The 24,733-nt window shown below is 73.8% G+C and carries 28 protein-coding genes; 10 read left to right on the top strand and 18 right to left on the bottom strand.

The window, feature by feature from the left end; all coding sequences use genetic code 11:
- Positions 1 to 70 precede the first annotated feature (70 nt).
- The 3 genes from ACI79U_RS01945 to ACI79U_RS01935 all read right to left on the bottom strand — a co-directional run bounded on the left by ACI79U_RS01945 (position 71) and on the right by ACI79U_RS01935 (position 1,887).
- A complete protein-coding gene (locus ACI79U_RS01945; protein WP_457064540.1) occupies positions 71 to 484 on the bottom strand; it encodes an ankyrin repeat domain-containing protein in 414 nt (137 codons plus the stop codon).
- Positions 485 to 548: 64 nt separating this feature from the next.
- Entirely contained in the window at positions 549 to 1,301 is a 753-nt protein-coding gene (locus ACI79U_RS01940; RefSeq protein ID WP_457064538.1) for a dienelactone hydrolase family protein, read from the bottom strand.
- A gap of 37 nt (positions 1,302 to 1,338) precedes the next feature.
- Positions 1,339 to 1,887, bottom strand: coding sequence for a hypothetical protein (locus ACI79U_RS01935; RefSeq protein ID WP_457064536.1), 549 nt, complete (start codon positions 1,885 to 1,887; stop codon positions 1,339 to 1,341).
- Positions 1,888 to 2,024: 137 nt separating this feature from the next.
- Here ACI79U_RS01935 and ACI79U_RS01930 point away from each other — a divergent pair, with 137 nt between their 5' ends.
- Entirely contained in the window at positions 2,025 to 3,569 is a 1,545-nt protein-coding gene (locus tag ACI79U_RS01930; RefSeq protein WP_457064534.1) for a UDP-N-acetylglucosamine 1-carboxyvinyltransferase, read from the top strand.
- A gap of 66 nt (positions 3,570 to 3,635) precedes the next feature.
- On the opposite strand, the gene ACI79U_RS01925 is transcribed toward ACI79U_RS01930, so the two are convergent.
- Genes ACI79U_RS01925 through ACI79U_RS01915 form a run of 3 tightly spaced genes read right to left on the bottom strand, consistent with a single transcriptional unit; the run spans position 3,636 to position 5,313 of the window.
- Positions 3,636 to 4,214, bottom strand: a complete 579-nt coding sequence (locus ACI79U_RS01925; RefSeq protein ID WP_457064532.1) for a hypothetical protein — start codon at positions 4,212 to 4,214, stop codon at positions 3,636 to 3,638.
- Positions 4,211 to 4,795, bottom strand: a complete 585-nt coding sequence (locus ACI79U_RS01920) for a hypothetical protein (RefSeq protein WP_457064530.1) — start codon at positions 4,793 to 4,795, stop codon at positions 4,211 to 4,213. Before ACI79U_RS01920 ends, ACI79U_RS01925 begins: the two co-directional genes overlap by 4 nt.
- A 38-nt stretch (positions 4,796 to 4,833) precedes the next feature.
- Entirely contained in the window at positions 4,834 to 5,313 is a 480-nt protein-coding gene (locus tag ACI79U_RS01915) for a PPOX class F420-dependent oxidoreductase (protein ID WP_457064528.1), read from the bottom strand.
- A gap of 112 nt (positions 5,314 to 5,425) precedes the next feature.
- Here ACI79U_RS01915 and ACI79U_RS01910 point away from each other — a divergent pair, with 112 nt between their 5' ends.
- Together ACI79U_RS01910 and ACI79U_RS01905 are read left to right on the top strand one after the other, a co-directional pair.
- A complete protein-coding gene (locus ACI79U_RS01910; RefSeq protein WP_457064526.1) occupies positions 5,426 to 6,742 on the top strand; it encodes an AI-2E family transporter in 1,317 nt (438 codons plus the stop codon).
- Positions 6,743 to 6,825: 83 nt separating this feature from the next.
- The gene (locus tag ACI79U_RS01905) at positions 6,826 to 7,779 is read left to right on the top strand and encodes a proteasome assembly chaperone family protein (protein WP_457064524.1); all 954 of its coding nucleotides are present in this window, start codon (positions 6,826 to 6,828) and stop codon (positions 7,777 to 7,779) included.
- A gap of 74 nt (positions 7,780 to 7,853) precedes the next feature.
- On the opposite strand, the gene ACI79U_RS01900 is transcribed toward ACI79U_RS01905, so the two are convergent.
- Both ACI79U_RS01900 and ACI79U_RS01895 read right to left on the bottom strand, forming a co-directional pair.
- On the bottom strand, positions 7,854 to 8,123 hold the full coding sequence (locus tag ACI79U_RS01900; RefSeq protein WP_457064522.1) for a hypothetical protein: 270 nt from the start codon (positions 8,121 to 8,123) through the stop codon (positions 7,854 to 7,856).
- A 200-nt stretch (positions 8,124 to 8,323) separates the two neighbouring features.
- On the bottom strand, positions 8,324 to 8,614 hold the full coding sequence (locus ACI79U_RS01895) for a hypothetical protein (protein WP_457064520.1): 291 nt from the start codon (positions 8,612 to 8,614) through the stop codon (positions 8,324 to 8,326).
- 37 nt (positions 8,615 to 8,651) lie between these two features.
- On the opposite strand from ACI79U_RS01895, the gene ACI79U_RS01890 reads away from it, so the two are divergent.
- Both ACI79U_RS01890 and ACI79U_RS01885 read left to right on the top strand, forming a co-directional pair.
- Positions 8,652 to 8,813: a hypothetical protein gene (locus tag ACI79U_RS01890; RefSeq protein WP_457064518.1), complete on the top strand. Its 162-nt coding sequence runs from the start codon at positions 8,652 to 8,654 to the stop codon at positions 8,811 to 8,813.
- 188 nt (positions 8,814 to 9,001) lie between these two features.
- Positions 9,002 to 10,252, top strand: coding sequence for a globin domain-containing protein (locus ACI79U_RS01885; protein ID WP_457064516.1), 1,251 nt, complete (start codon positions 9,002 to 9,004; stop codon positions 10,250 to 10,252).
- 125 nt (positions 10,253 to 10,377) lie between these two features.
- On the opposite strand, the gene ACI79U_RS01880 is transcribed toward ACI79U_RS01885, so the two are convergent.
- The 7 genes from ACI79U_RS01880 to ACI79U_RS01850 all read right to left on the bottom strand — a co-directional run bounded on the left by ACI79U_RS01880 (position 10,378) and on the right by ACI79U_RS01850 (position 17,679).
- Positions 10,378 to 12,039 (bottom strand): catalase, encoded by a 1,662-nt coding sequence (locus ACI79U_RS01880; protein WP_457064514.1) that lies wholly within the window; start codon positions 12,037 to 12,039, stop codon positions 10,378 to 10,380.
- A complete protein-coding gene (locus ACI79U_RS01875) occupies positions 12,036 to 12,506 on the bottom strand; it encodes a Fur family transcriptional regulator (protein WP_457064512.1) in 471 nt (156 codons plus the stop codon). The genes ACI79U_RS01880 and ACI79U_RS01875 overlap by 4 nt, the downstream gene beginning before the upstream one ends.
- Before the next feature lie 176 nt (positions 12,507 to 12,682).
- Positions 12,683 to 13,336 (bottom strand): DUF6518 family protein, encoded by a 654-nt coding sequence (locus ACI79U_RS01870; protein WP_457064510.1) that lies wholly within the window; start codon positions 13,334 to 13,336, stop codon positions 12,683 to 12,685.
- A 78-nt stretch (positions 13,337 to 13,414) separates the two neighbouring features.
- A complete protein-coding gene (gene ligD / locus ACI79U_RS01865) occupies positions 13,415 to 14,332 on the bottom strand; it encodes a non-homologous end-joining DNA ligase (RefSeq protein ID WP_457064508.1) in 918 nt (305 codons plus the stop codon).
- Between the two features lie 73 nt (positions 14,333 to 14,405).
- Positions 14,406 to 15,893, bottom strand: a complete 1,488-nt coding sequence (gene ligD, locus ACI79U_RS01860; protein ID WP_457064506.1) for a non-homologous end-joining DNA ligase — start codon at positions 15,891 to 15,893, stop codon at positions 14,406 to 14,408.
- Between the two features lie 6 nt (positions 15,894 to 15,899).
- Positions 15,900 to 16,913: a non-homologous end joining protein Ku gene (ku, locus tag ACI79U_RS01855; RefSeq protein ID WP_457064504.1), complete on the bottom strand. Its 1,014-nt coding sequence runs from the start codon at positions 16,911 to 16,913 to the stop codon at positions 15,900 to 15,902.
- A gap of 175 nt (positions 16,914 to 17,088) precedes the next feature.
- Positions 17,089 to 17,679 (bottom strand): DUF1360 domain-containing protein, encoded by a 591-nt coding sequence (locus ACI79U_RS01850; RefSeq protein WP_457064502.1) that lies wholly within the window; start codon positions 17,677 to 17,679, stop codon positions 17,089 to 17,091.
- Between the two features lie 181 nt (positions 17,680 to 17,860).
- On the opposite strand from ACI79U_RS01850, the gene ACI79U_RS01845 reads away from it, so the two are divergent.
- Both ACI79U_RS01845 and ACI79U_RS01840 read left to right on the top strand, forming a co-directional pair.
- Positions 17,861 to 18,379, top strand: a complete 519-nt coding sequence (locus ACI79U_RS01845) for a hypothetical protein (protein ID WP_457064500.1) — start codon at positions 17,861 to 17,863, stop codon at positions 18,377 to 18,379.
- A 262-nt stretch (positions 18,380 to 18,641) separates the two neighbouring features.
- Positions 18,642 to 19,031 (top strand): STAS domain-containing protein, encoded by a 390-nt coding sequence (locus tag ACI79U_RS01840; RefSeq protein WP_153358920.1) that lies wholly within the window; start codon positions 18,642 to 18,644, stop codon positions 19,029 to 19,031.
- Between the two features lie 137 nt (positions 19,032 to 19,168).
- On the opposite strand, the gene ACI79U_RS01835 is transcribed toward ACI79U_RS01840, so the two are convergent.
- A complete protein-coding gene (locus ACI79U_RS01835) occupies positions 19,169 to 20,179 on the bottom strand; it encodes a DNA topoisomerase IB (protein ID WP_457064497.1) in 1,011 nt (336 codons plus the stop codon).
- Between the two features lie 271 nt (positions 20,180 to 20,450).
- Here ACI79U_RS01835 and ACI79U_RS01830 point away from each other — a divergent pair, with 271 nt between their 5' ends.
- Both ACI79U_RS01830 and ACI79U_RS01825 read left to right on the top strand, forming a co-directional pair.
- The gene (locus ACI79U_RS01830) at positions 20,451 to 20,960 is read left to right on the top strand and encodes an ATP-binding protein (protein WP_457064495.1); all 510 of its coding nucleotides are present in this window, start codon (positions 20,451 to 20,453) and stop codon (positions 20,958 to 20,960) included.
- A gap of 113 nt (positions 20,961 to 21,073) precedes the next feature.
- Positions 21,074 to 22,003, top strand: coding sequence for a SigB/SigF/SigG family RNA polymerase sigma factor (locus ACI79U_RS01825; RefSeq protein WP_457064493.1), 930 nt, complete (start codon positions 21,074 to 21,076; stop codon positions 22,001 to 22,003).
- A gap of 109 nt (positions 22,004 to 22,112) precedes the next feature.
- Here ACI79U_RS01825 and ACI79U_RS01820 read toward each other — a convergent pair whose 3' ends face one another.
- On the bottom strand, positions 22,113 to 23,354 hold the full coding sequence (locus ACI79U_RS01820; protein WP_457064491.1) for an SPFH domain-containing protein: 1,242 nt from the start codon (positions 23,352 to 23,354) through the stop codon (positions 22,113 to 22,115).
- Between the two features lie 103 nt (positions 23,355 to 23,457).
- A complete protein-coding gene (locus ACI79U_RS01815) occupies positions 23,458 to 23,889 on the bottom strand; it encodes an NfeD family protein (RefSeq protein WP_457064489.1) in 432 nt (143 codons plus the stop codon).
- Positions 23,890 to 23,989: 100 nt separating this feature from the next.
- Here ACI79U_RS01815 and ACI79U_RS01810 point away from each other — a divergent pair, with 100 nt between their 5' ends.
- The gene (locus ACI79U_RS01810) at positions 23,990 to 24,730 is read left to right on the top strand and encodes a hypothetical protein (RefSeq protein WP_457064487.1); all 741 of its coding nucleotides are present in this window, start codon (positions 23,990 to 23,992) and stop codon (positions 24,728 to 24,730) included.
- Positions 24,731 to 24,733 lie beyond the last annotated feature (3 nt).

Below are 24,733 nucleotides of genomic sequence, written 5' to 3'. Positions count from 1 at the left end.
CAAGCAGGTGCAACGCCCGCCGTCGCGCCTTTTCGATGCAGTGACTGCACCGACCAGCTCTCGGGCGTGCTCAGCCGGCCGGGCGCTCCAGCAGGGCGGTCATCTCCGGGAGCTCGAAGAACTGCGCCGTCGCGCGGGCGCTGGGACCGCCGGCGTCGGGGTCGGCGCCGGCGGCGAGCAGCGCCCGCACGGTGTCGGCCGACTGCTTGAACACCGCGGCCGCGAGCGCCGTCTGGCCGCGGTCGTTGGCCCGGTCGGGCTCGGCGCCGCGGGCCAGCAACGCGGCGACCGTCTCCGGGTGGCCGTGGTACGCGGCGAGGATGAGGAGGGTGTCGCCCTTCTCGTTGGTCAGGTTCACCGGCACGCCGGCGTCGACGTAGGCGGCCAGCTCCTCGGTCTCCCCGGCCCGCGCCAGGCCGAAGACCCGCTGGGCCAACTCGATGACGCCGGGTTCGATCTGACCGGGTTCACTGGGCTCGCTCACGCCGCCGAGCCTAGAGCGCGGGTTGCGGGCAGGTGGGTGGGCAGCCCGGCGGCGTGCGGGCGCCTCAGCCGGCGGCGACCCGGTCGGTGAGCGCGAGCACGTGCCGCCAGGCGTCGTCGCAGGCCTCGGCCCACTCCCCGAACGCCCGGTCGAAGAAGGAGTGCGGGGCACCCTCGTAGACGACGTCGTCCACCTCGGCGCCGGCGGCGCGCATCGTGGCGGCGAGCTGCTGCTGCTCCTCCACCGGCGTCGCCGAGTCGGCGCCGGCGATGATCATCACGACCGGCTTGGTGGCGCGCTGCGCGGCGTCCCCGACCATGGACGGCCGGCCGTAGAACCCCGCCGACCCGGCGATGTCCAGGTCGCCGGCGGACTGCCGCCAGGCGTGGCTGCCGCCGAAGCAGAAGCCGACCGTGACCACCGGCAGCGCGGGGTCGGTCCGGCTGCGCAGGTACGCCGCCGCGGCGGCGGTGTCGGCGTCGACGCCCGCGGCGGTGGTCTGCGGGATGTGGCTCTGCCAGTCGAAGTCCTCTTCGCGGCTCCCGGTCTCGGCCACCCCGGCGGTGCGACCGAAGTAGTCGACCGCCACCGCGGGGAGCCCGGCCTCGGCGAAGCGCTCGGCGAGGGCCACGTAGTAGGGGTGCAGGCCACGGATGTCGGGCAGGATCACCACGCCCGCGCGCGCCGGCCCGGCCGGAGCGGCGAAGGCGGCGGAGAACTCGGTGCCGTCGGCGGCGGTCAGGGTCAGCGAGCCGCGCTCGGCGACGTCCCCGCTGCGCGGCGGGGCGGGCGGACGGCTGTCGTGGTCGTGGCACATGGGTGCGGTTCTACCGCCGGCCCGGGAGCGGCGCTCGTCAGGCGCTGGTGTCGGCCGACCCGTCGACCACCTCGGGGTCGCCACCGAAGAGCTCGGCGGCCACCTGCCGGCGCACCTCGGTGAGCCACTGGTACTGCCGGTTCGCCTGGTCGATCAGCTGGTCCAGCAGGGCGGCGTCGATCCGCGGGTCGACCTCGGCCGACATCCGCAGCGTCTCGAAGCCGCTGCGCTTGGCACGGACCGCGGAGGCGAGGAACTCGAACTCCACCAGCTCGCTCAGCGGCGAACGCGACAGCAGGTGCCCGTTGAGCTTGACCCGGCTGGCCTTCTCCGCCACCCAGACGGCGAGCTGCTTGTAGTGGCGCACCGACAGGCCCAGCGCCCGGGTGATGCCGATGAGCGCCTCCTTCTCCCCGCGCAGCTCGTCCAGCAGCTGGCGCAGCGGGGTCTCGTGCCGGTCGCCCCGGTGCACGCCGATCATCCGGGAGACCAGCTCGATGCCGCCGGCCGCCGCGGCGATGTGGTCGTTGCAGTAGATGGTCAGCAGCCCGGGATGGGGGGCGGAGCCGGTCGGGGTGTCGGGCACAGCATCTCCTCGAGGGCGGCGGGACGAGCCGGGTCATCATCCCGCCCGGAGCCGGACCCGGCACCCGGAGATGCTGGCAGCGGGCAACCGCCGACCCGGCTCAGCCCCATCTCATCTGTGAGATATCTTTTCCGGCGATGACGCTCACCGAGGAAGCCACCGGTCAGTCACTCCGCCAGATCGGCGCGCTGGTCCGCGACGCACGCCGGCACCACGGCCTCACCCAGGCACAGCTCGCCGAACGGCTGAACACCAGCCAGAGCGCGATCGCCCGGATCGAGCAGGGCAACCAGAACCTCACCCTGGAGCTGCTCGGCCGACTGTCGGCCGCCCTGGAGAGCGAGCTGATCACCGTCGGCCGCCCCGGCCCCACCCACCTGCGGGTACGCGGGGGCACGCCGCTGTCGGGCAGCGTCACGGTGAAGTCGTCGAAGAACGCCGCCGTCGCGCTGCTGTGTGCATCGCTGCTCAACCGCGGGCGGACGACGCTGCGCAACGTCTCCCGGATCGTCGAGGTCGACCGCATCCTCGACGTGCTCACCTCGATCGGCGTCTCGGCCGCCTGGGACGAAGCCGGCCGGGACCTCACCCTCGTCGTCCCCGAGCAGCTGGACCTGGCCGCCATCGACGCCGACGCCGCCCGGCGCACCCGCAGCATCATCATGTTCCTGGGCCCGCTGCTGCACCGCGCCGACGTCTTCGAGCTGCCCTACGCCGGTGGCTGCAACCTGGGCACCCGCACCGTCCAGCCGCACATGATCGCGCTGCGCCCCTTCGGCCTGGACGTGGAGGCGCGGGCCGGTGAGTACCACGCGACGGTCCGCCCGACGGAGGGCCGGGACCGGACGATCGTGCTGACCGAGCGCGGGGACACCGTGACCGAGAACGCCCTGCTGGCCGCCGCCCGGCACGACGGGACGACGACGATCCGCAACGCCAGCCCGAACTACATGGTCCAGGACCTGTGCCTGTACCTGGAGAAGCTCGGGGTGCAGATCGCCGGCTTCGGGACGACGACGCTGGTGGTCACCGGCCGGCCGGTGCTCGACGCCGACGTCGACTACACGATCAGCGAGGACCCGGTCGAGGCGATGAGCCTGCTGACCGCCGGCATCGTGACCGGCTCCGAGCTCACCGTGCGGCGGGCGCCGATCGAGTTCCTGGAGATCGAGCTGGCCACCCTCACCGAGATGGGGCTGAGCTACGAGCTGTCCGCGGAGTACCCGGCCGACAACGGGCGCACCCGGCTGGTCGACGTCACCATCCACCCCTCGCAGCTGCGGGCACCGATCGACAAGGTGCACCCGATGCCGTTCCCCGGGCTGAACATCGACAACCTGCCGTTCTTCGCGGTGATCGCGGCCACCGCGACCGGGGAGACGGTCATCCACGACTGGGTCTACGACAACCGCGCCATCCACCTGTCGGACATGACCCGGCTCGGGGCCGACGTCCGGCTGCTCGACCCGCACCGGGTGCTGGTGTCCGGGCCGACCCGGTGGTCGGGGGCGGAGATCGTCTGCCCGCCCGCGCTGCGGCCGGCGGTCTGCATCCTGCTCGCGATGCTGGCCGCGAAGGGCCAGTCGGTGCTGCGCAACGTCGACATCATCGCCCGCGGCTACGAGCAGCTCTACGAGCGGCTGGTGGAGATGGGCGCCCAGATCGAGGTCTTCTCCGACTGAGCAAGGACCCCCTCGTCCCCCACGCCTCGCAGGCTCGGCGCGGGCCCCTACGAGGGGGCCGTTCCATCAGGTCCTGAGCAGCACCCCGACGCCGACGCAGGCCAGCGCCCACAGACCGCTGGCCAGGGTGCCGATGATGAACCGCTCGGCGGCGACCGGCGCCTTCACCTCGTGGAACCGGCCCAGCCCCTTCACCGCGACCAGCACGGCCAGCCCCTCCTGCCATCCGGCCAGCACCGTGCCGGCGATGACCGTGCGCTCCAGGACGCCGATCCACGCACCGCCGCGCAGCACCTCCGGGTCGGCCACGCTGCGCGGAGCGGGCTTGCCGACCACGGGCTCGGCGCCGGCCGCAGCCGGCGCGGGGGGCGCCGCGGGCGTGTCGCGCTGCGGGTCGGCGGCGCGCAGCACCGCCATCGCCACCGGGCCACCACCCAGCGCGGCGGCCGCGACCGCGAGGACCACCGCCGCCGCGTCGACGACGTCCCCGGTGCGCCCGGCACGCCAGGCGAGCACCGCCGCCACGGCGAGCAGCACGACCAGTCCCAGCGCGCCGATCGGGGTGCGCACCCGCTCCCCGCGCAGCGTGAGGCCGGCACCGCCGGCCACGACGACGGCGAGCACCAGCAGTCCGGCGATGCTCATCCCGCCGCCCGGGCCAGCAGTCGGGCCGCGGTGGGCCGCAGGTCGCGCTCGACCTCCCACAGCCCGGCGGCCAGGCGCTGCCCGACCGCCTGGCGGCTGACGCCGAGCTCGCCGGCCGCCTCGGCCTGGGTGCGCCCGCCCTCCACCAGCCGGACCGCCTCCTCCGCCTGATCGCTGCGCCGCTCCAGCAGCGCGGCGAGCGCCGTGAGCACCGCCTGGGCGTCGGCCGCCGTCTCGGCCACCGGCCCGCGCACCGCGATCCGCACCGGGCGCCGCTTGGCCGCCTCGACGGCGGACCGCGCGGCGACGAAGGCCGGTCCGGCACCCGCGCGGGTGCTGGCCGGCAGCGGCCGCTGCACCGGCCCGGCCCCGATCCCGATGCTCCAGTCACCCTCACGCACCAGTCGCCGGACCACCTCCACCACCGCGGCCGGGTCGTCGAGCAGCCCCTGGAACTCGTCGCCCGCGGTGCGCTCGAAGCGCAGCACCACGGGCACACCGACCAGCACCCGGAGGGCAGCGGGCACCCGGTCGGGGGCGCGACGGCTGGCCCGCTGGTCGACGGTCACCACGAACGACATCTGGCAAGTTCAGCACCTTGCTTCAGGAAGAGCAAGGTTCAGGCCTTGGCAGGCGTGTCCCGGGTGAGCTCCGGCGGGAAACCACCGGTGGCCACCGGGCCCCAGCGTTCGATCGTGACCCGGAGCAGCACCTTGCCCTGGCGCTGCATCGCGGCCCGGTACTCGTCCCAGTCGGGGTGCTCGCCGCTGATCGACCGGAAGTACTCGACCAGGGGCTCCAGCGCGTCGGGCAGGTCGAGCACCTCGGCCCGGCCGTCCACCTGCACCCAGGGGCCGTCGAAGTCGTCGGAGAGCACGCACAGGGACACCTGCGGGTCGCGGCGGGCGTTGACCACCTTGGCCCGCTGCGGATAGGTCGACACGACCACCCGTCCCTCCGGGTCGACCCCGCAGCTCACGGGCGACAGCTGCGGGCTCCCGTCAGCCCGGCGGGTCATCAGCAGCGCGTGGTGCCGGGGGCGGAGGAAGGCGACGAGCTCATCCCGGTCGACCCGGTCGGCGGTGGCGGTCTTCGGCATGCCGGGAACCTACGACGCACCTCTGACAGCCCGCCCGACGGGACAGGGCGGAGAGAGGCAGATCGCGTCGTTCCGCCGAGTGCCCGTCGCCCGGGTGTGTTGGGATCAGCGCATGCCCGACCAGAGTCCCGAGTCCCGCCCCGAGACGCCGCCCGACCAGAGGGCGACCGACCCCGAGAACTCCGGGGCGACGACTCCCGACGCCGGCTCAAGCCCCGGAGCCCCCACCCACGACGACACGATGGTGCCCACCCGGTCCCCCGCGCCCGGCCCGGAGCGCGCGCGCCGCTTCCAGGCCGCCGCCCGCGTCCTCGCGATCGGCTCCGGCGAACTGGTGCTCGTCGTGCTCGGCCTGATCGTCATCGGGTACGTCCTCGGCAAGCTCTGGGTGGTGCTGCTGCCCGTCGTCCTCGGCCTGCTGTTCACCACCGTGCTCTGGCCGCTCGCCCGGTTCCTGCGCAAGCACTCGTGGCCCCCGGCCCTGGCCGCCCTGGTGACGCTGCTGCTGTTCCTCGCGGCCTTCGGCGGCATCATCGCCTGGATCGCCCCGCAGGTGGTCAACCAGGTCGAGGACCTGGCCGACCAGTTCAGCGCCGGTCTCCAGGAGATCCAGGAGTGGCTGGCCGGCCCGCCGTTCAACCTGGGCGACGGCCAGGTCGACGACGCGATCGACAGCGTCATCAACCAGGTGCAGTCCAACGCGCAGAACATCGCCGGGTACGCCTACACCACCGCCACCACGATCGGCTCGATCGTCATCAACCTGGTGCTGGCCCTGGTGCTGACCTTCTTCTACCTCAAGGACGGGCCCCGCTGGGTGCCGTGGCTGGCCGCGCAGACCGGTCCGAGCGCCGCACCGCACGTGGCCGCGCTGTCGCTGAAGACGTGGAAGACGCTGTCGGAGTTCATCCGCCAGCAGGCGCTGGTCGGCTTCGTCGACGCGTTCTTCATCGGCATCGGGCTGCTCGTCCTGGGCGTGCCGCTGGTGCTCCCGCTGGCGGTGCTCACCTTCTTCGGCGCCTTCGTGCCGATCATCGGCGCCTTCACGGCCGGTGCGTTCGCCGTGCTCATCGCCCTGGTCAGCAACGGGTTCACCACCGCGCTGATCGTGCTCGGCCTGATCGTCGTGGTGCAGCAGATCGAGGGCAACGTGCTGCAGCCGATCCTGCAGGGCCGGGGTCTGAACCTGCACGCCGCCGTCGTCATCCTCGCGGTGACCGCCGGCGCCAGCCTGGCCGGCATCATCGGCGCCTTCCTCGCCGTGCCGGTCGCCGCCCTGATCGCGGTGGCCTACCGGTACGGGCGCGACGTCCTCGACGGGCTGTCCCCGGAGGTGGAGCCCGACGGCACCCGCCGGGTGCTCTCCGGGGACACCGACGGGACCGAACTGGTGAGCGAGACCGCGGAGGACCCCCACCCGGCCAGGTGAGCCGGGAGGGACGGCGGGAATGCCGCCGTCCCTCCCGGGGCTTGACCTGGCGACCCGTCGGATCGTTCCCAGGAGGCCGCACCGTGCCGCAGCGACCGGAGGACCTCGTCGAGGTGCTCCCCCAGGCAGAACCGTTCCTCGCCCGCGAGGAGCAGACCGGTTCGCCGGCGGAGCGGCGCGGCCTGGTGCTGGTGCACCACCTGGCCGGGGAGTTCGACGCCGCGCACGCCGGCGCCCTCGCCGGCTCGCACCTGCTGGCCACGCTCCCGCACGAGCTGATCGCCCGCTTCGACGTCGACAGCCTGGTCGACTACCGCGGCCACCGCCCGCGGATGACGTTCTCCGGCGACCGCTACGAGTCGATCACCTCACCGGAGATCGGCCTGTACGCACTGGAGGACGACGGCGGGCAGCCGTTCCTGCTGCTGCACGGCACCGAGCCGGACTTCGCGTGGGAGCGGTTCGTCGCCGCGGTGATCGGGCTGGTCGAGCGGCTGGGGGTGACCACCGTCGTCGCGCTGCACGCCATCCCGATGCCGGTGCCGCACACCCGGCCGGTCACGGTCACCGCGCACGCGACGCGGCGCCAGCTGATCGAGTCCTACCCGGTCTACTGGAGCGAGATGCGCATCCCGGGCAGCGTCGGGGCGCTGCTGGAGCTGCGGCTGGGTGAGGCCGGCGTCGACGCGCTCGGCGTGGCGGCGCACGTGCCGCACTACCTCGCCCAGGCCACCTACCCGGCGGCCTCCCTCACGCTGCTGGAGCACCTGGAGCAGCTCACCGGGCTGCACGTGCCCACCGAGACCCTGCGCGAGGCGGCCGAGACCAACCGCACGGAGGTCGACGAGCAGATCGGCCGCTCGGCGGAGAACACCTCGGTGGTGGCCGCGCTGGAGGAGCAGTTCGACTCCTTCACCGCGGCGCGGGAGGACACCGGCCTGCTGGGCACCGCCGGCCAGATGCCCAGTGGTGACGAGCTCGGCGCCGAGCTGGAGCGCTTCCTCGCCGAGCAGGACCGCAAGCGCCCCCGCGACTGACCGGTCCCACCCCGGCAGGGCCCGGGCGGCGAGCAGCGCCGCCACCCGGAGCGCGCCACAGCCGCGGCGCTGCGTCAGCGGTCGTCCCGGCACGTCTCCGGCCCGGCCCCCCGCCGGGGCTCGGCCGGCTCTGCTCCTGCCCAGCCGGATCGCCCCAGGCGGTCGCGGTGGGCGGCGGCCAGGTCGGCGTGCACCCGCACGCCGCGCACGACGTCCGTGACGAGCTGCTGCACCGCAGCGGACCACCGCCCTGGCGCCGGTCGCGCACCGGCCGGTGCGCCGGCACGGCCCATCGCCCGGAAGAACACCACCACCAGCACCGCGAACACGACGGTCGCCCACATGCTCCGCTCCTCTCCCCGTCGTCGGGCGCGCTGCCCGACAGGGCGAGGATGCTCAGCAACGGGACGGCAGACCAGTGGCCGGGGAGACCACGAGCGCAGCGGAACTGCCAGAACCGGCCACCCCTGACGCCGGCTGCCCGGTGGCGACCCCGGCCGCGTCCGGCCCGGAGCTGCGAGTCCGACCCGACCCGAAGGGACGGTCAGCGCAGCAGCGCGCGGGCGACCGCCACCGCCCGCTGATCCGTGGGGTGGGCGGAGCGCAGCCAGGCGGCGAGCGGCCCGGCCAGCGCGGGGCTCACCGTGGTGATCCACTCCGCCGTGCGGGCGCGCGCCTCGGCCACGTGCTCGGTGGCGCCGTCCGGCAGGTGCGCGACGACCTCGGGCCGGGAGGCGAGCAGGCCCTGCACCCGCCACTGCCCCGGCGTCGTCCGGGCGGCCAGCTCCTCGATCCGGTCGGCGGCTGCCCCCAGCTGCTGCGCGGCGTCGTCCACCGGTCCAGTCTGGCCCCACCGACGACGAGGAGGAACGGTGCCCGACCAGCGACACCCCGACCGGCCGCCACCCGCCGAACCCGAGGGTGGGGACCCGGTGTGCTGGCTGGAGCTGGTCTGCCCCGAGTGCGGCCGGCTGGCCGACGACCGCCCGTCCGTCCGCTGCCGGCAGTGCGGCGCGGAACTGCCGGTGCCCTGACCCATGCGCCGATCGGCCGAGGAGCAGGACCGCCCCGGGCTCCCGCAGCGTGGCCGGCCGCTGGTGGTCACCCGTTCATGACCAAGGACCCGCTGCGAACCCCGGCGTCCCCCACCAGACTCGGGGTGCCTCCGCCCGTCGGACCCGATGGCGGGTGGAGCACCCCCAACTGCGAGGAGCACCCATTGTTGTCCGATCGTTCCCGCCCGGTCATCGAGGCCACCCTCCCGGTCGTCGCCGAGAACATCGAGGAGATCGCCCGCCGGTTCTACGGCCACCTGTTCGGCCAGCACCCGGAGCTGCTGGACGGCACCTTCAACCGCGGCAACCAGGCGGAGGGCACCCAGCAGGTCGCGCTCGCCGGCTCGGTCGCGGTCTTCGCCAGCGCCCTGGTGAAGACGCCCGAGCAGGTGCCCGAGCAGCTGCTGTCCCGGATCGCGCACAAGCACGTCTCCCTGGGCATCACGCCGGCGCAGTACGACGTCGTCCACGAGCACCTGTTCTGGGCGATCGTCGACGTGCTGGGCGACGCCGTCACCCCGGAGGTGGCCGCGGCCTGGGACGAGGTCTACTGGCTGATGGCCTACGCGCTGATCAACATGGAGCGCGGCCTGTACAGCTCCCGCGGCGTCCGGGCGGAGACCGTCTGGCGCCCGTGGGAGGTCACGGAGAAGGTCGAGGAGACCGCCGACGTCGTCACCTTCCGGGTCAAGCGGATCGACGACCGGCTGGTGAAGACCTCGCTGCCCGGCCAGTACGTCTCGGTGAAGGTGCAGATGCCCGACGGGGTGCACCAGCCGCGGCAGTACAGCCTGACCCGCGCCGACGACGGCGAGCACCGCCAGTTCTCGGTGAAGCGCGTGCGCGGCAACGGCAAGCCCGCCGGCGAGGTGTCGAACCTGCTGTGCGACCAGACCGAGGTCGGGGACGTGCTCACCCTGTCCCTGCCCTTCGGCGACGTCGTGCTCGACGACTCCGGCCGGCCGGTGGTGTTCGCCAGCGCCGGCATCGGCGTCACCCCGATGGCCGGGATGCTCTCGCACCTGACCGCGGCCGGGTCCCACCTGCCGATCACCCTGCTGCACGCCGACGTCGACGAGGAGTCCTTCGCGCTGCGCCGCCAGGTGCTCGACGACATCCGCGCGCTCCCCGGGGCGAGCGCGCACGTCTGGTACGAGCGCGGTGCCGAGAGCACCCTGCCCGTCGACGGGGTGCACGCCGGGACGATGGACGTCTCCCAGGTGGAGCTGCCCGAGGGGGCGGCCTACTACCTGTGCGGCCCGCTGCCGTTCATGCGGGCGGTGCGCAGCTCGCTGATCGACCGCGGCGTGCCGGCCAAGGACATCCAGTACGAGGTGTTCGGCCCCGACCTGTGGCAGGCCGACCTCGCCACCGAGGCCGCCCCGGGCGCCGAGCAGCACTCCGCCGCCCAGGCGTGACGCACCCCGGCCGCGGTGGAGGCCGGTAGGCCGACCGTTCGCACGGACGACGGGCCGCGTCCGGGAGTCCCGGTCGCGGCCCGTCGCCGTGTCGTGCTCAGTGCTCCGGCGTCAGCCGGCAGCGGTCACTTGGCCAGGACGACGCGCTCGTTCGGCACGGTGTGCGTCATCTTCAAGCCGGTGACGTCGCGCGGGCCGTTCTTGCCGAGGTTGGCCGCGCGGGCCAGCTCCTCCTCCGACAGGGTCTGGCTCTGCAGCGGCGGCAGGCCACGGACGTCGTCCGCGGTGATGCCGAGCCCCTCGCCGACCCGCTGGCCCAGCTCGTCGTCGCACATGTAGAAGTGCCAGACCATCCGCTCCTGGACCGGCTTGACCGCCTGCCCGATGAGCTCGATGAAGTTGGCGACCAGGTCGTCCTTCTCCCACTGCTCGAGCAGTTGGTAACGCTGCCCGGCCTGGGTGTAGTCGTTGGTCAGCGGGATCCGCTTGCGGGTGAGCCGGCCGGTGATGACCGGACCCTGCTCGTCGTGCGTGGGGTATTCGGCCTCACGCAGACCACCGGTGATCGACGGCTCGTAGTTCACGTGCGGGTTCTGGCCGGGGCCGAGGTCCACACCGAACGACATCTGGCCACCGCGCTGGTTGGTGTGCACCGTCGCGTTCTTCGCGGAGTTCACCGGCAGCTGCAGGTAGTTCGGACCCACCCGGTAGCGCTGGGTGTCGGAGTAGGAGAACGTCCGGCCGATCAGCATCTTGTCGTCGGAGAAGTCCAGCCCGTCGACGAGGACGCCGGTGCCGAAGGCGCTCTGCTCGTTCTCGTTGTGGTGGTCGGTGACGTTGCGGTTGAGCGTCATCGTCCCGACGAGCTTGGGCTCGAACTCGTTCTCCGGCCACACCTTGGTGTCGTCGAGCGGGTCGAAGTCGAGCTCGGGGTGCTCGCCGTCGTCCATCAGCTGGACGTAGAGGTCCCACTGCGGGAACTCACCGCGCTCGATGGCCTCGTAGAGGTCCTTCGAGGCGTGGCCGAGGTCCTGGCCCTGGATCACCGCGGCATCGGCCTCGGTCAGGCTCTTCACGCCCTGCTTCGGGAGCCAGTGGTACTTGACCAGCTTGGTCTCGCCCTCGGCATTGACCCACTTGTAGGTGTTCACGCCGAAGCCCTGCATGTGGCGGTAGTCCGCGGGGATGCCCCGCGGGGAGAACAGGTTCACCAGCATGTGCATGGCCTCGGGGGTCTGCGACATGAAGTCGAAGATCCGCGCCGGCTCCTGGCGGAACGTGATCGGGTCCGGCTTGAGCGAGTGGATGACGTCGGGGAACTTGATGGCGTCGCGGATGAAGAAGACCGCCAGGTTGTTGCCGACGAGGTCCCAGTTGCCGTCCTCGGTGTAGAACTTCACCGCGAAGCCGCGGGGGTCACGCGCCGCCTCGGAGGAGTCCCGACCGCCGATGACGGTGGAGAAGCGGATCGCCAGGTCGGTCTTCTTGCCCGGGGTGTTGAACAGCTTCGCGCGGGTGTACCGCTCGATCGGCTCGTCACCCCACGTGCCGGTGGCCTCGAACTCGCCGTAGGCCACGAAGCCGCGGGCGTGCACCACGCGCTCCGGGATGCGCTCCCGGTCGAAGTGGCTGATCTTCTCCAGGAACTGGTAGTTCTCCAGCGTGGCCGGGCCGCGTGCGCCCACCGTCCGCTGGTTCTGGTTGTCGTACACCGGGTGACCCTGACGGTTGGTCAGGATCGGACGGTCGTCGCCGGCCTTGCTGCCCTGCGATGCGACGTCGGTCATGCTCCCACTCCCCTTCGCGTTCCTGTGCCTGTTGCTGATGTGTGCTCCCCGCGAGCGGCCTGGCAGCCGGCGCAGAGGCCCCAGAAGACGACCTCGGCCTCGTCGACCGCGAACCCCGCCGCGTCCGAGGGCTCCAGGCACGGTGCCTGCCCCACGACGCAGTCGACGTCGGCAACCAGACCGCACTCCCGGCAGACCAGGTGGTGGTGGTTGTCACCGACCCGGAGCTCGTAGAGCGCCGGCCCACCGGCCGGCTCGATCCGGCGGGCGAGCCCGCCACCGACCAGCGCCTTGAGCACCCCGTAGACCGCCTGTGGCGAGATCGAGGGGTGGGTGGCGCGGGCGGCGGTGACGATGGTGTCGGCGTCGGCGTGCGGCCGGCCGGCGAGGACGTCGAGCACGGAGAGCCGGGGGCGGGTGACCCGCAGCCCTGCGCTCCGCAGCTCGTCTTCCCAGGCCGTCTCCATCGGCGTCGACTCAACCCTCTTTTCTTTAGTCAGTCAAGACAAGACCGGGTGAACTCGGCGTGTCACCCCCGGGAGGGCGACGCGAACGGACCCCTCGATGCGCCGCCGGGTGCACCGGAGTGGCGACTCGGGTGCGGTGGCAACCGGCGGTCTCACCGAAGTGGCCACTTCGGTGCTCACGCGGCGCCCAGCACCGCGTTCACCAGTTCGGTGCCGGCCCAGCCCACCGGGACGACGACCACCAGCAGCCCGAGCACCGCCAGCCGCTGCCGCGCGGTGCGGGCCAGCAGCGCGACCGCCAGCCCCGCCGCGACCATGCCCCAGCCCGACGCCCCCTGCCACGGGAAGTTCACCTGCCGGTACACCCCCTCCTGCATCAGCACCCCGGCCAGCAGCGTCACCCCGGCCACCGCCCGGCGCGGTCCGCAGGACCGCCACCACCAGCCCGCCGTCCCGAACACCAGCCCGGCCGCCACCCCGGCGACCAGCCAGACGACGACGACGGCCGGCCGGACCGGGAGCAGCTGCACCGACTGCGCGGCGTAGTAGCCGCCGACCAGGAGCAGCTCGGTGGCGACGGCGGCGGTCACGGCGCCGCGCCACCGGCGGGCCAGCGCCCCGACGGCGAAGGCGGGCAGGCACCAGGCGGCCACCGAGTTCGCCCAGGCCGCCCACGGGTCGGCCAGCGCGCCCTGCGCCCACTCGGTGAGCACGCCGCCGCCGGCACCCAGCACGAGCACGAGCACCGGCAGCCACCAGCGGGCGGGGCCGGCGGCCGGCGGGGTGGCGGGGGTGGCCGGCGCGGGGCCGGCCGGGAGCACGGTGGTCATGGCGTCGAGCCTGGCCGTCCGGTCCCCGCTGCACATCGGACCGCAGGACGATCCGGGGTCCTCCCCGGGGAGGAGGTGTCAGACCCCCGGCAGCGCCGCGCGGTGGCGCGCGTCGACGTCGAACAGGTCGCCGAGCTCCTCGACCCGGGCGAGCACGTCGGCGGTGCGGAACACCAGGGTGGCCGGGTCGGCGCCGTCCCGGACGGCGTCCACCTCGTCCCAGGCCAGCGGCGTGGAGACCGTCGCGCGGGCTCGCGCGCGCAGCGAGTACGGCGCGACCGTGGTCTTGGCGGTGTTGTTCTGGCTCCAGTCGACCAGCACCTTGCCCGGCCGCAGCGCCTTCTCCATCCGCCAGACCACCTGTTCGGGCGTCTCCCGGGTGAGCTGCTGGGCCAGCCGCTTGGCGTAGCGGCTGGGGTGCTCCCGGTCCTCGGCGGTGATCGGCGCGTAGACCTGCATGCCCTTCGAGCCCGAGGTCTTCACCACCGGGTCGAGCCCGTCGGCGACCAGCACCTCCCGCAGCCGGTGGGCGACGTGCGCGCACTCGGTGACGCCGGTGCCGGGTCCCGGGTCCAGGTCGAGCACCAGCAGGTCGGGCAGCTGGGCGACGCCGTCGTCGTCCACCCGCCACTGCGGCACGTGCACCTCCAGCGCGGCCAGGTTGGCCGACCACGCGAGGTCCGGGACGGCGGAGAGCAGCACCATGTCCAGCGTCTCCCGGCCCCGCGACGACCCGGGCGAGGGCACCGTCACCGACGTCACCCACTCCGGCGCGTGCCGGGCGCTGTTCTTCTCGAAGAACGCCGTGCCGTCGACGCCGGAGGGCCAGCGGGTGAAGGTGACCGGACGGCGGGCCACGTGCGGCAGCAGCACCGGGGCGATCCGCACGTAGTAGTCGATCACCTGCGCCTTGGTGAAGCCCACCTCCGGGAACAGCACCTTGTCCAGGTTGCTGACCTCCAGCTGGCGCCCCTCGATCTGCACCCGCTGCCTCACGCGATCTCCTCGCTGGCGCTCGTCGAACGCCTTCGGCGGGCCGCCCTGCTCATCGGTTCGCTCGCGAGCTCGCTCACCCGGGCTCCACCACCACGCCGGCCGGGTCGACGTCGTCGCGCAGGCCGCGCCAGGACGGGTGGCGCAGCCGGCCCTCCCGGGTCCACTCCCCGAACCGGACCTCCCCCACCAGCGTCGGCTCCACCCACCGGGCGTCCCGGGTGACCTCCCGGGGCAACGCAGGGGCGGTCGGGGAGGTGGCGAACGGCGAGGTGGCCCGCGGGGTGAGCAGCGGCGCCAGGTCGGCCAGCGCCTTCGCGGTGAACCCGGTGCCCACGTGCCCGGCGAACACCAGCCGGCCGGCGTCGTCGTGCACCCCGACCAGGAGCGATCCGATGCCCCCGGCCCGCCGACCCTCCCCCGGCCGCCAGCCACCGACGACGACCGCCTGGGTGCGCAGGTTCTTCACCTTGCGCCAGTCCGGTCCCCGCCCACCGGGCCGGTAAGGGGAGTCCAGCCGCTTGGCGACGACGCCCTCCAGGCCGTTGTCCCGACTGGCCGCCTGGATGGCCGGGCCGTTCCCGCGGAACCACGGCGTGGTCACCCAGCGGTCGTCGCCCAGACCCAGGGCGTCCAGCCGTTCCCGGCGTTCGGTCCAGGGCCGGCCGAGCAGGCTCTCGCCGTCCCAGGCCAGCAGGTCGAACACGAAGTAGTTCACCGGCGCCGCGGCGGCCAGCCGGGCCACCTCCGGGCCGGTGCGGTGCATCCGCCCCTGCAGCAGGCCGAAGTCCGGGCGGCCACGGGAGTCCAGCGCGACGACCTCGCCGTCGACCACGGCGTCGTGCCCGAGCAGCGCCGCCGGGACCGGGGCGAGCTCGGGGTAGGTGGCGGTGACGTCGTTGCCGCTGCGCGCCCGCAGCCGCAGCTGCCCACCGCGCAGGTGCGCCAGCACCCGGACGCCGTCCCACTTGAACTCGTAGCCCCACCGCTCGTCCGACGCCGGCGGCAGCTCCCCGAGCGCGGCCAGCATCGGCGCGAGGTCCTCCGGGACGCCGGCGGCCGCCGGTGCCGCGGACACCGGGTCGGGGTCGAGCTTGCGCAGGTTCCAGCTGCCGTCGGGCAGCCGGAAGAGCACGTAGCGGCCGGTCAGCCGCGCGCCGTCGAAGGCGATGGTCAGGTGGTCGTCGGCCCACTTCTCGGTGGCGTAGCGCCCGGCGTCCCAGATGGTCGAGACCCCGCCGCCGTACTCACCGGCCGGGATGGCGCCGGAGAACGAGGCGTACTCCAGCGGGTGGTCCTCGGTGGGGACGGCGAGCCGGTTCACCCCCGGCTCGGTCGGCGGGCCCTTGGGCACCGCCCAGCTGCGCAGCACACCGCCGCGCTCCAGGCGGAGGTCCCAGTGCACCCGCTCCCCGGTGCGGCCGCGGGCCGTGCGGTGCTCGTGGACGACGAAGGTGTCGTCGTCGCCCCGGGGCAGCGGCTGCCCGGCCGGCGGGACCGGCTCGGCGGTGCGGGTCGGGTCCCGCTTGGCCCGGTAGGAGGCCAGCGGGTCGGCGGCGGCCACGCCGGGTCAGGCGGTCTTGCGGGGGCGGGAGGTGCGCTTGGTGGCCTTGGCCGGGGCCTCGCCGCCTGCGGGGGTCTGCTCCGCGGCCGCCTTCTTCGCCGGCGCCTTCGTGGCAGCCGCCTTCTTCGCCGGGGCCTTCTTCGTCGGCGCCTTGCGCGCGGCCGCCTTCTTCGCCGGAGGCGCCTCCTCGGCGGCCGCCTCGGTGGCTGCCTCGTCGGGGTCGTCGTCCCGCGCGGCCGGCGCACTGCCCCCGGCCCGTTCGACGCTGCGCCGCAGCGCGCTCATCAGGTCGACCACGGCCCCGCCGCCCTCGTCGGCCACGTCCGGGGCGGGCTGCACCTGGCCACCGGACTGCTTGGCCTCGAGCAGCGCCTGCATCGCCTCGCGGTAGTCGTCGGTGAACTGGGTGGGGTCGAACTCGCCGGCCATCGTGGAGATCAGCGACTCGGCCATCGCCAGCTCCTGCGGTCGGACGGCGACGTCCTCGTCGAGGAAGCCGAAGTCCGGCCGGCGGATCTCGTCGGGCCAGCGCATGGTGTGCAGCACCAGCACGCCCTCGCGCACCCGCAGCGCCGCCAGCGACTCCCGCTGGCGGATCGCGATCTTGGTGATCGCCACCTGGCCGGCGTTCTCCAGCGCGGTGCGCAGCAGCACGTACGGCCGGGTCGCGACGCCGTCGGGCTCCAGGTAGTAGGTCTTCTCGAAGTGGACCGGGTCGATCTGCTCCTGGTCGACGAACTGGAGCACCTCGATCTCCCGGGTGGTCACCAGGGGCAGTTCGTCGAAGTCCTCGTCGGTGAGCACGACCAGCTGACCGTCGGGCAGCTCGTAGCCCTTGGCGATGTCGCCGTACTCGACCTCCTCGCCGTCCACCGCGCAGACCCGGCGGTACTTCACCCGGCCGCCGTCGGCCTTGTGCACCTGGTGGAAGCGGATGTCGTGGTCCTCGGTCGCCGAGTAGAGCTTGACGCCGATGCTGACCAGCCCGAAGGAGATGGCGCCCCGCCAGATCGACCGCACGACTGACCTCCCGCCCCGGGCCGGCGACGCCGGCATCGTCAAGATCGAAGGATAGGCAGGTCAGCGCCGGCGCGGCAGCCCGAGACGACCACGGAGCGCAGTCGACCACCCGGGCGGGTGACCGGCCCGCCGCGACCACCGCACCAAGGCGTGCACCCTGGGTGACCGGCCGGGTTCAGACGGACTGGCCGGTGACGTCCTCGGGGGGCGGCTCCCCGCCGGGGCGGAGCGCACCGTTCTGGATCGCGTCGTAGGCGAACTGGAGCACGTCGGAGCCGGCGACCATCGTCATCGTCAGGGCGGCCAGCCGGGTGGCCCGCGGGGCGGTGACGTACCCGAGCACGAAGCCGGTGCCGACCCACTGCGCCATGCAGAACGGGCAGGTCAGCAGCTCACCGACGGCGTGCTTGACGCCGCCGTGCTCGCGCACCTCCTCGGCGACCTCGGCCTCGCCGGAGGTGCCCTGGTAGCTGACGAAGGGCGCGCGCACGGGAGCGGTCACCGGGTCCTTGGCGATCCGGCGCGCCAGCCGGAACGTCCCGATGGTCAGCAGCGCCGCGTCACCGAGCGGGATCCGCTGGGGCAGCTCCCGTCCCGAGGCGCGGATCGCGGCGGCCGCCGCACCCACCAGCCCGACGTAGACGCCCATCGCACCCAGGTCCGCGCCGAGCGGCCGCGCCTCCCCGTGTGTGTACTCCTGCTTCTGGGTGTGCGCCCAGCGCCGGAACGGCGCGCCCATGCGCTGGACATCTTCGGTGATCGCCATGCCGCCCCGATACCCGTCGCCCACGCCGCGCATGCCCGGTCCTGGCGGGAGAGGGGTCACGCATGCCGTGGGGGTGCGCGGGTAGGGGCTGCGCACGACGCCGGTCACCCGACCGGTTCCCCCGTCCAGCCGGACGGACGAGCGCGCCCGCCCCCGAGGCGCGCAGAACGGAGGCACCACCATGACCGACCCGGACCGCGCCGCCCGCGACTCCGCCCTGAACGACGCCGAGTTCCCCGACGACGAGCGCGGCCTCACCGGGACGACGGACGGCCCGCGCGGGGACGTCGGCCCGGAGGGGCAGACCGCCCGCGACGTCTTCCCCGAGGACAACGGGATCCCCGAGGTCTCCCAGGACGACAGCCCGACCATGGCCCGCGCCGAGGACCCGGAGTTCGCGCCCGAGCCCGGGGATCGCCAGCACCAGGACGTGGACTTCGGGACGACGGCGCGCGAGCAGACCGAGGGTGAGCCGCTGAGCGGCCGGCTGGACCGGGAGATCCCCGAGGACGCACCCGACGTGCGCCCCGCCGAGGACCCCGACCGGGCCTTCGCCCAGCTGGACCAGGACGAGGACACCGACCGGCTCAGCGACTCCGGCACCAACCGGACCGGCGACGACGTCGAGGCGTTCGCCGACGCACCGGTCGGCGGCGAGGGCCCGGAGGAGAGCGCCGTCCACGTCGTCGAGAACACCTGACCGACCGCTCCAGGGGCCGCGGCGTACCGGACGCCGCGGCCCTCGGCGTGCGTCCGCACCGCCTGGATTGGTGCGCCGATCATGGCCCGACTAGGTTGGGCGCCACGGTTGAGCAGCCAGCCGTCGCCTGCCCGGAAGCCTCCGGAGCAGGTGTCTGGAAGACCCGGTGCACGGGCCGCGAGGAACGGGACGGCGTACACCAGTACGCTGTCTGGGCGTTCGCGCGTCCTGCGCGCACCGCCGCTGAGAGGAGCTGCAGTCCGTGACCTCATCCGACTCACCCGCCGAAGGCGCGTCGGCCGCGGCTGACGCGAACGAAGCCCCCTTCGACGACGTGATCACGCTGTCGACGTCCACCGACGACGACGGCACCGTCACCGTGACGGTCATCGGCGAGGTGGACACCTTCACCGCACCGGTGCTGCGGGCCTCGCTGGACACCCAGCTGGAGCAGCAGCCCACCGCGCTGGTCATCGACCTCTGCGGCGTCCAGTTCCTCGGCTCGGCCGGCCTGGCCGTGCTCGTGGAGACGCAGAAGTCGGCTCGCTCGCGCGACGTCGGCCTGCGCCTGGTGGCCAACACCCGCGCGGTCACCCGGCCGCTGGAGGTCACCGGTCTGATCGACCTGTTCACCATCGCCGAGAAGGCCTGAGGAAGGACCCCTCTCCTCCCCGCCCCTCGCGAGCTCGCGACGGGTCCCTGGGGAGGGGCCGCAGACACGGCGACGACGGCGCCCCGCTCCGGCGGGGCGCCGTCGCTGCGTGCCGGACCCGGTGACGGGGTCCGGCATCAGCTGCTCAGCAGGCTGCAGACCGCGGCCTCCAGCGTGCGTTGGGCCGTCCGGTCGTCCGGTGCCCCCGCCGCCTCCGCCAGCGCATCGGCGATCGTCTCGCCGTGCTCGTAGCGGTCGACCACCCGCGGGTCGACGTAGCTGGTCCTGGCCACCGTCGGGGTGTTGCCCAGCTGCTCGGAGACGCGCACGTACGCCTGCCGGACCGCCCGCTTCCGTGCCGTCCGGCTGCCCGGCGCGGGCTGCTCGGCGAGCGTGGCGGCCATCATCACCGTCGCCGTCCAGGTGCGGAAGTCCTTGGCGGTGATCTCCGCGCCGCTGACCTCCTTCAGGTAGGAGTTCACCTCGTCGCTGGTCACGTCGTGCCAGCTGCCGTCGGGCAGCCAGTAGCCGAGCAGCTCCGCACCGGTCTCGGCCGGGCGCTCCAGCAGCTGCCGCACCACCGTGGCGGTGGGCTGGTCGGTGAGCTCGACCTCGCGCTCGATGCCGCCCTTGGCGGTGTAGGAGAAGAAGGTCCGCTCGCCGCGCACCCGCACGTGCTCGCGGCGCAGCGTGGCCAGGCCGAAGGTGCCGTTGTCCTCCGCGTACTGCTCGCTGCCGACCCGGAACGCGCCCAGGTCGAGCAGCCGCACCGCGGTGGCCAGCACCCGGTCCCGGGTGAGCCCGCGCTTGCGCAGCGCGGCAGTCACCTCGTCGCGGACGTCGGGCAGCTGGCGGGAGATCTCCAGCACCCGCTCGTGCTTGGCGGCGTCGCGCCGCGCCCGCCACTCGTCGTGGTACCGGTACTGCCGACGCCCGGCCGCGTCGGTGCCCACCGCCTGGATGTGGCCGTTGGGCCAGGGGCAGATCCAGACGTCCCGCCAGGCCGGCGGGATGGCCAGGGCGCGCACCCGGTCCAGCCGCTCGTCGTCCTTGATCAGGGCGCCGGCCTCGTCCCGGTAGGAGAAGCCCCGTCCGGCGCGGCGCCGGGTCCAGCCCGGGGTGTGCACGTCGCTGCGGCGGAGTCTCACGGCTCAGGAGTTGGTCGGCGCCGGGCCGTTCCAAACACAGCCTGTCGCCATCCCACTCACCCCGGTGACGGCGTGTTTGGGGCGCCGCCCTGCTGGGCACGAACCGCAGGCGGTCCGACTACCGTCGGGACAGCGGGCTGTACCCGTGCACGCACCCGAGGGGCGACCGCTCGTCGCTCGCGCGCCGGCCACGGCGCCGCACCCGGGTGCACCGGACGGACCGCCGCGCTCCCAGCCGGGGGCGCGGGGACGACGAAGGAGCAGACGACGCATGGTCGACACGACGGGCGCCGCCCCCACGGGTGAGCGGCGGGCCGAACGGTTGGAACTGCGGGTCCCGACCTCACCCACGCAGCTGCCTGCGGTGCGCGCGATGACCGGGGACCTGGCGATGCGGATGGACTTCGACCTCGACGCCGTGGAGGACCTGCGGCTGGCCGTCGACGAGGCGTGCGCCACGCTCGCCGCGGTCGCGCTGGGCGACTCCCCGCTGACGGTGGTCTTCGAGGCCACCCGGGAGCACCTGCGCATCGACGCCTGGGTGCCGACGGCGGCCGGGGTCGACGTGCCGCGGGACGGCTTCGGCTGGGCGGTCCTGGCCACGCTGGTCGACACCGTGGAGGCGGGCCCGAGCACCCAGGTCGCCGTGCCCGGCGGCGACGGGGCGGCCACCCCGGTCGCCTGCATCGCGATGGTCAAGCGGCTGCGCCGGTACAGCGTGGCGGCGCAGGCAGCTGACACGTTCAGCCCCACCGACCACGACGTCTCGGTCGCACGGTGACCCGGTCGGCTGCCACGGACCAGCCGGCCACCGATGATGTCCTCGGCGCCGGCACCGGCGCTCCGGCCCGACCCCGGACGCCGGTCGACGACACCACGGGGAGCGGTAGCGACGTGACCACTGACGCCATCGCACCGGCCGACCTCCCCGGTGCCGAGCCCGCCGGTACCCAGCCCGCCGGTGCTCAGCCCGCCGGTGCCGAGCCCCCGGTGGTCGACCCGGCCGGTGCCGAGCCCGCCGGTGTCGACGCCGAGCCCGCCGTGGACCCGGTGCCGATCTCGGACAACCGCCGACGAGCGGAGCGGACCGCGCCGCTGTTCGTCGAGCTGGCCGGCCTGGAGAAGGACGACCCCCGTCGGGAGCGGCTGCGGGAGATCCTCGTCGAGGAGCACCTGCCGCTGGTCCGGCACTTCGCCCGTCGGTTCAGCAACCGCGGCGAGCCGTTCGACGACCTGCTGCAGGTGGGCACCCTCGGGCTGATCGCCGCGATCGACCGCTTCGACCCCAGCCGCGGGGTCGAGTTCCTGTCCTTCGCGGTGCCGACCATCACCGGGGAGATCAAGCGGCACTTCCGCGACCAGGGCTGGTCGGTGCGCGTGCCGCGCCGGCTGCAGGAGCTGCACCTGTCGCTCAACGCGGCGGTCAGCGAGCTGTCCCAGAAGAACGGTCACGCCCCGACGCCGTCGGAGCTGGCCGAGCACCTGGGCATCCCGCGCGCCGAGGTGCTCGAGGGCCTGGCGGTGGCCAACGCCTACCGCAGCAGCTCGCTGGACGAGCGGCTCTCCGGCGAGGAGGACTCCCCGACCCTGGCGGCGACGCTGGGCGAGGAGGACGCCGCGCTCGAGGGCGTGGAGTACCGGGAGTCGCTGCAGCCGCTGCTGGCCACCATCCCGGCCCGCGAACGCCGCATCCTGATCCTGCGGTTCTTCGGGAACATGACCCAGTCGCAGATCGCCGCGGACATCGGCATCTCGCAGATGCACGTCTCCCGGCTGCTCTCCCAGACGCTGGCCAAGCTCCGCGAGGGCCTGCTCAAGGATTAAGGACCCCGTCCTCCTCACCCCCTCGCAAGCTCGGGGGCGAGCCTCTGGACGGGGCCGAACGCCGATGGCCCAGAACTCAACGAGTTCTGGGCCATCGGCGTTCAGTGCGTCAGGACGGGGGGAGCTCCAGCGGGTCGTCGTCCGCGGGGCGGTTGCGGGGGTCGGCGGCGGGGCCGCTCTCCTGCACGTCCTGCTTGACCTGGGACAGCGGCGGGGGCTTCGGGATCTGCGGCGCCGTCTCCCCCGCCTGGTCGGCGATGCTGGACAGCGAGATCTTGGCCTCGGGCTGCTCGGCGGCCGGCGGCAGGTTCGAGTCGAACCAGTTGCTGGTGTCCAGGGACGACGCCGGCGCCTGGGTCGCGCCCTGGGCGCCGGAGGACGCGTCGACGTCCAGCCAGCTGCGGGCCCCGTCGCCGTCGTCGCCGCCACCCAGCTTGGACAGCCCCTCCAGCGCCTTGCTGAACTCGCTGGGCACGATCCACATCTTGTTGGCGTCGCCCTGGGCGATCTTCGGCAGCGTCTGCAGGTACTGGTAGGCCAGCAGCCCCTGGTCGGGCTTGCCGTCGTGGATGGCCTGGAACACCGTCTCGATGCTCTTCGCCTGCCCCTGCGCCTGCAGGAACAGCGCGGCGCGCTCACCTTCGGCGCGCAGGATCCGGCTCTGCCGCTCGGCCTCGGCGTCGAGGATCGCGGCCTGCTTCTTGCCCTCCGCCGACAGGATCGAGGCGGCCTTCTGGCCCTCGGCGGTGGTGATCGCCGACTGCCGCTGCCCCTCGGCGGTGAGGATGACCGCGCGCTTGTCGCGGTCGGCGCGCATCTGCTTCTCCATGGAGTCCTGGATCGACGGCGGCGGGTCGATCGCCTTGATCTCCACCCGGGCCACCCGCAGGCCCCAGGGGCCGGTGGTGCCGTCCAGCACCGTGCGCAGCTGGGAGTTGATGCCGTCCCGGCCGGTCAGCGCGCCCTCCAGGTTCAGCCCACCGACGACGTTGCGCAGCGTGGTGGTGGTCAGCTGCTCCATGCCGGTGATGTAGTTCGCGATGCCGTAGACGGCCAGGCGCGGGTCGGTGACCTGGAAGTAGACGACGGTGTCGATGCCGACCTGCAGGTTGTCGGCGGTGATCACCGGCTGCGGCGGGAAGGAGATGACCTGCTCGCGCAGGTCGATGGTGGCCCGCACCCGGTCGACGAACGGGACGAGCAGCGCCAGGCCCGGCGACAGGGTGCGGCTGTAGCGACCGAGTCGCTCGACGACCTTCGCTTGGGCCTGGGGGACGATCGTCACGCTCCTGGCCAGCACGAAGATGACGAGCACGGCGATGACGATCAGGGCGATCAGGGCGGCATCCACGCGGGTGGTGCTCCGTTCCTAGGAGGCGGTGCGTGGCATCGATCCTGCCCCTTTCGGAACGGTGGGTCACCCCCCGCCGGGCGGCGTCACCCGATCGCGACCATCAGAGGTGGCTGACGTAGGCGATCGGGCCCTCGATCTGCACGATGCGCACCTCGGTCCCGACCTCGTAGGCCTCGCCGTCGAGCTGGGTGCGGGCCGTCCACTCGTCGTCGCCGAGCCGGACGCGGCCCTCGGTGTTGTCGACGCGCCGGCTGACCACGGCCTCGCGGCCGACGTAGGTCGCGACCCCGTCGATCTGCTCGGGGGTGCGGTCGACCAGGTGCCGCTTGGCGATGGGGCGGACCACCACGAGCAGGCCGACGGAGACGACGATGAACGCGGCCAGCTGGAGCCACACCGCCCCGCCCAGCAGGGCGACGCTCATCCCACCCAGGGCGCCGCCGGCGAACATGAGCAACACCAGGTCCAGGCTGGCGACCTCCCCGGCCGCGAACAGGCCTGAGGCGATCAACCAGAGCAACCAGGCAGCCACGTGCCGAGTCTGGCACGCGCAGCTGTGCCCGGCCGCTCGTTGCGCGCGCGTGCCGCCCGCCTGGGCGGCCCCCCCCGAGGTCGTCGTAGCCTCGGTCACCGTGCACGATCTCGCCGCCGGCCGTCTCGCCGTCTGGGCCACCGCCTGGCTCACCGGCCGTTCCTCCTACGACGAGGCGCTCGACGCCGTCACCGGGGACACCGCCCACCGGGTCGTCGGGATGCCCGGCACCGACGAGGCGGTCCCGCTGGGCTGGGCGCTGAGCGCGCTGCGGGGCCTCGGGGAGCAGCGGCTGCAGCTGGTGCTGCCGGCTCCCGGGGACACCCGCGGGGTGCCCGCCGTCCCCGCGCTGACCGCGCTGGCACTCGCGTCGGGGCAGGTCGCGGTCGGCGGGCAGGTCGCGCTCGTGCCCGAGGAGCTGGGCACGGAGATGGTCGCCTGGACCGCGGTGCCGCTGGCCCCCGCTCCCCCGGCCGCGCCCCTCGCGGAGGGGACCCTGCGGGCCGCGTCGGGGGCGCTGGACCTCGCGGTCGGGGATGCGGCGCGCACGCTGGCCTCGCTCGACCTGGCCCGGTGGCACCCGGAGGTGCCGGCGCTGCTGGCCGGGCTGGCGAAGGGGGTGCGCGCACCCGGCCTGCCGGGCGACCACGACCCGCTCGCCGTCTCGGTGCTCGGCCGGGCACAGCGGCTCCGCCGGGTGCTGGACCTGGCGATGGCCGACGCGCCCGGCGCCGCGGTCACCCGCACCCAGGCAGCCGCCCGGGACGAGGCGCTGCGCCCGCTGGCCACCGCCGTGCGCGAGGCGACGGTCGCCGCCTACAACTGGGTGCCGAGGGACTGACGC

Source organism: Modestobacter sp. SYSU DS0904 (assembly GCF_054051115.1).
Note: the sequence above shows the minus strand (reverse complement) of the source record. Positions and strands in the feature narration are given on the sequence as shown.

Coding starts and splice junctions, on each gene's coding strand:
- ACI79U_RS01920 (WP_457064530.1), bottom strand. CDS start 4,795: ATGTCGTTCGTGGTGACCGTCGACCAGCGGGCCAGCCGTCGCGCCCCC.
- ACI79U_RS01940 (WP_457064538.1), bottom strand. CDS start 1,301: ATGTGCCACGACCACGACAGCCGTCCGCCCGCCCCGCCGCGCAGCGGG.
- ACI79U_RS01875 (WP_457064512.1), bottom strand. CDS start 12,506: ATGGAGACGGCCTGGGAAGACGAGCTGCGGAGCGCAGGGCTGCGGGTC.
- ACI79U_RS01930 (WP_457064534.1), top strand. CDS start 2,025: ATGACGCTCACCGAGGAAGCCACCGGTCAGTCACTCCGCCAGATCGGC.
- ACI79U_RS01915 (WP_457064528.1), bottom strand. CDS start 5,313: ATGCCGAAGACCGCCACCGCCGACCGGGTCGACCGGGATGAGCTCGTC.
- ACI79U_RS01870 (WP_457064510.1), bottom strand. CDS start 13,336: ATGACCACCGTGCTCCCGGCCGGCCCCGCGCCGGCCACCCCCGCCACC.
- ACI79U_RS01850 (WP_457064502.1), bottom strand. CDS start 17,679: ATGGCGATCACCGAAGATGTCCAGCGCATGGGCGCGCCGTTCCGGCGC.
- ACI79U_RS01910 (WP_457064526.1), top strand. CDS start 5,426: ATGCCCGACCAGAGTCCCGAGTCCCGCCCCGAGACGCCGCCCGACCAG.
- ACI79U_RS01925 (WP_457064532.1), bottom strand. CDS start 4,214: ATGAGCATCGCCGGACTGCTGGTGCTCGCCGTCGTCGTGGCCGGCGGT.
- ACI79U_RS01880 (WP_457064514.1), bottom strand. CDS start 12,039: ATGACCGACGTCGCATCGCAGGGCAGCAAGGCCGGCGACGACCGTCCG.
- ACI79U_RS01830 (WP_457064495.1), top strand. CDS start 20,451: ATGGTCGACACGACGGGCGCCGCCCCCACGGGTGAGCGGCGGGCCGAA.
- ACI79U_RS01900 (WP_457064522.1), bottom strand. CDS start 8,123: ATGTGGGCGACCGTCGTGTTCGCGGTGCTGGTGGTGGTGTTCTTCCGG.
- ACI79U_RS01845 (WP_457064500.1), top strand. CDS start 17,861: ATGACCGACCCGGACCGCGCCGCCCGCGACTCCGCCCTGAACGACGCC.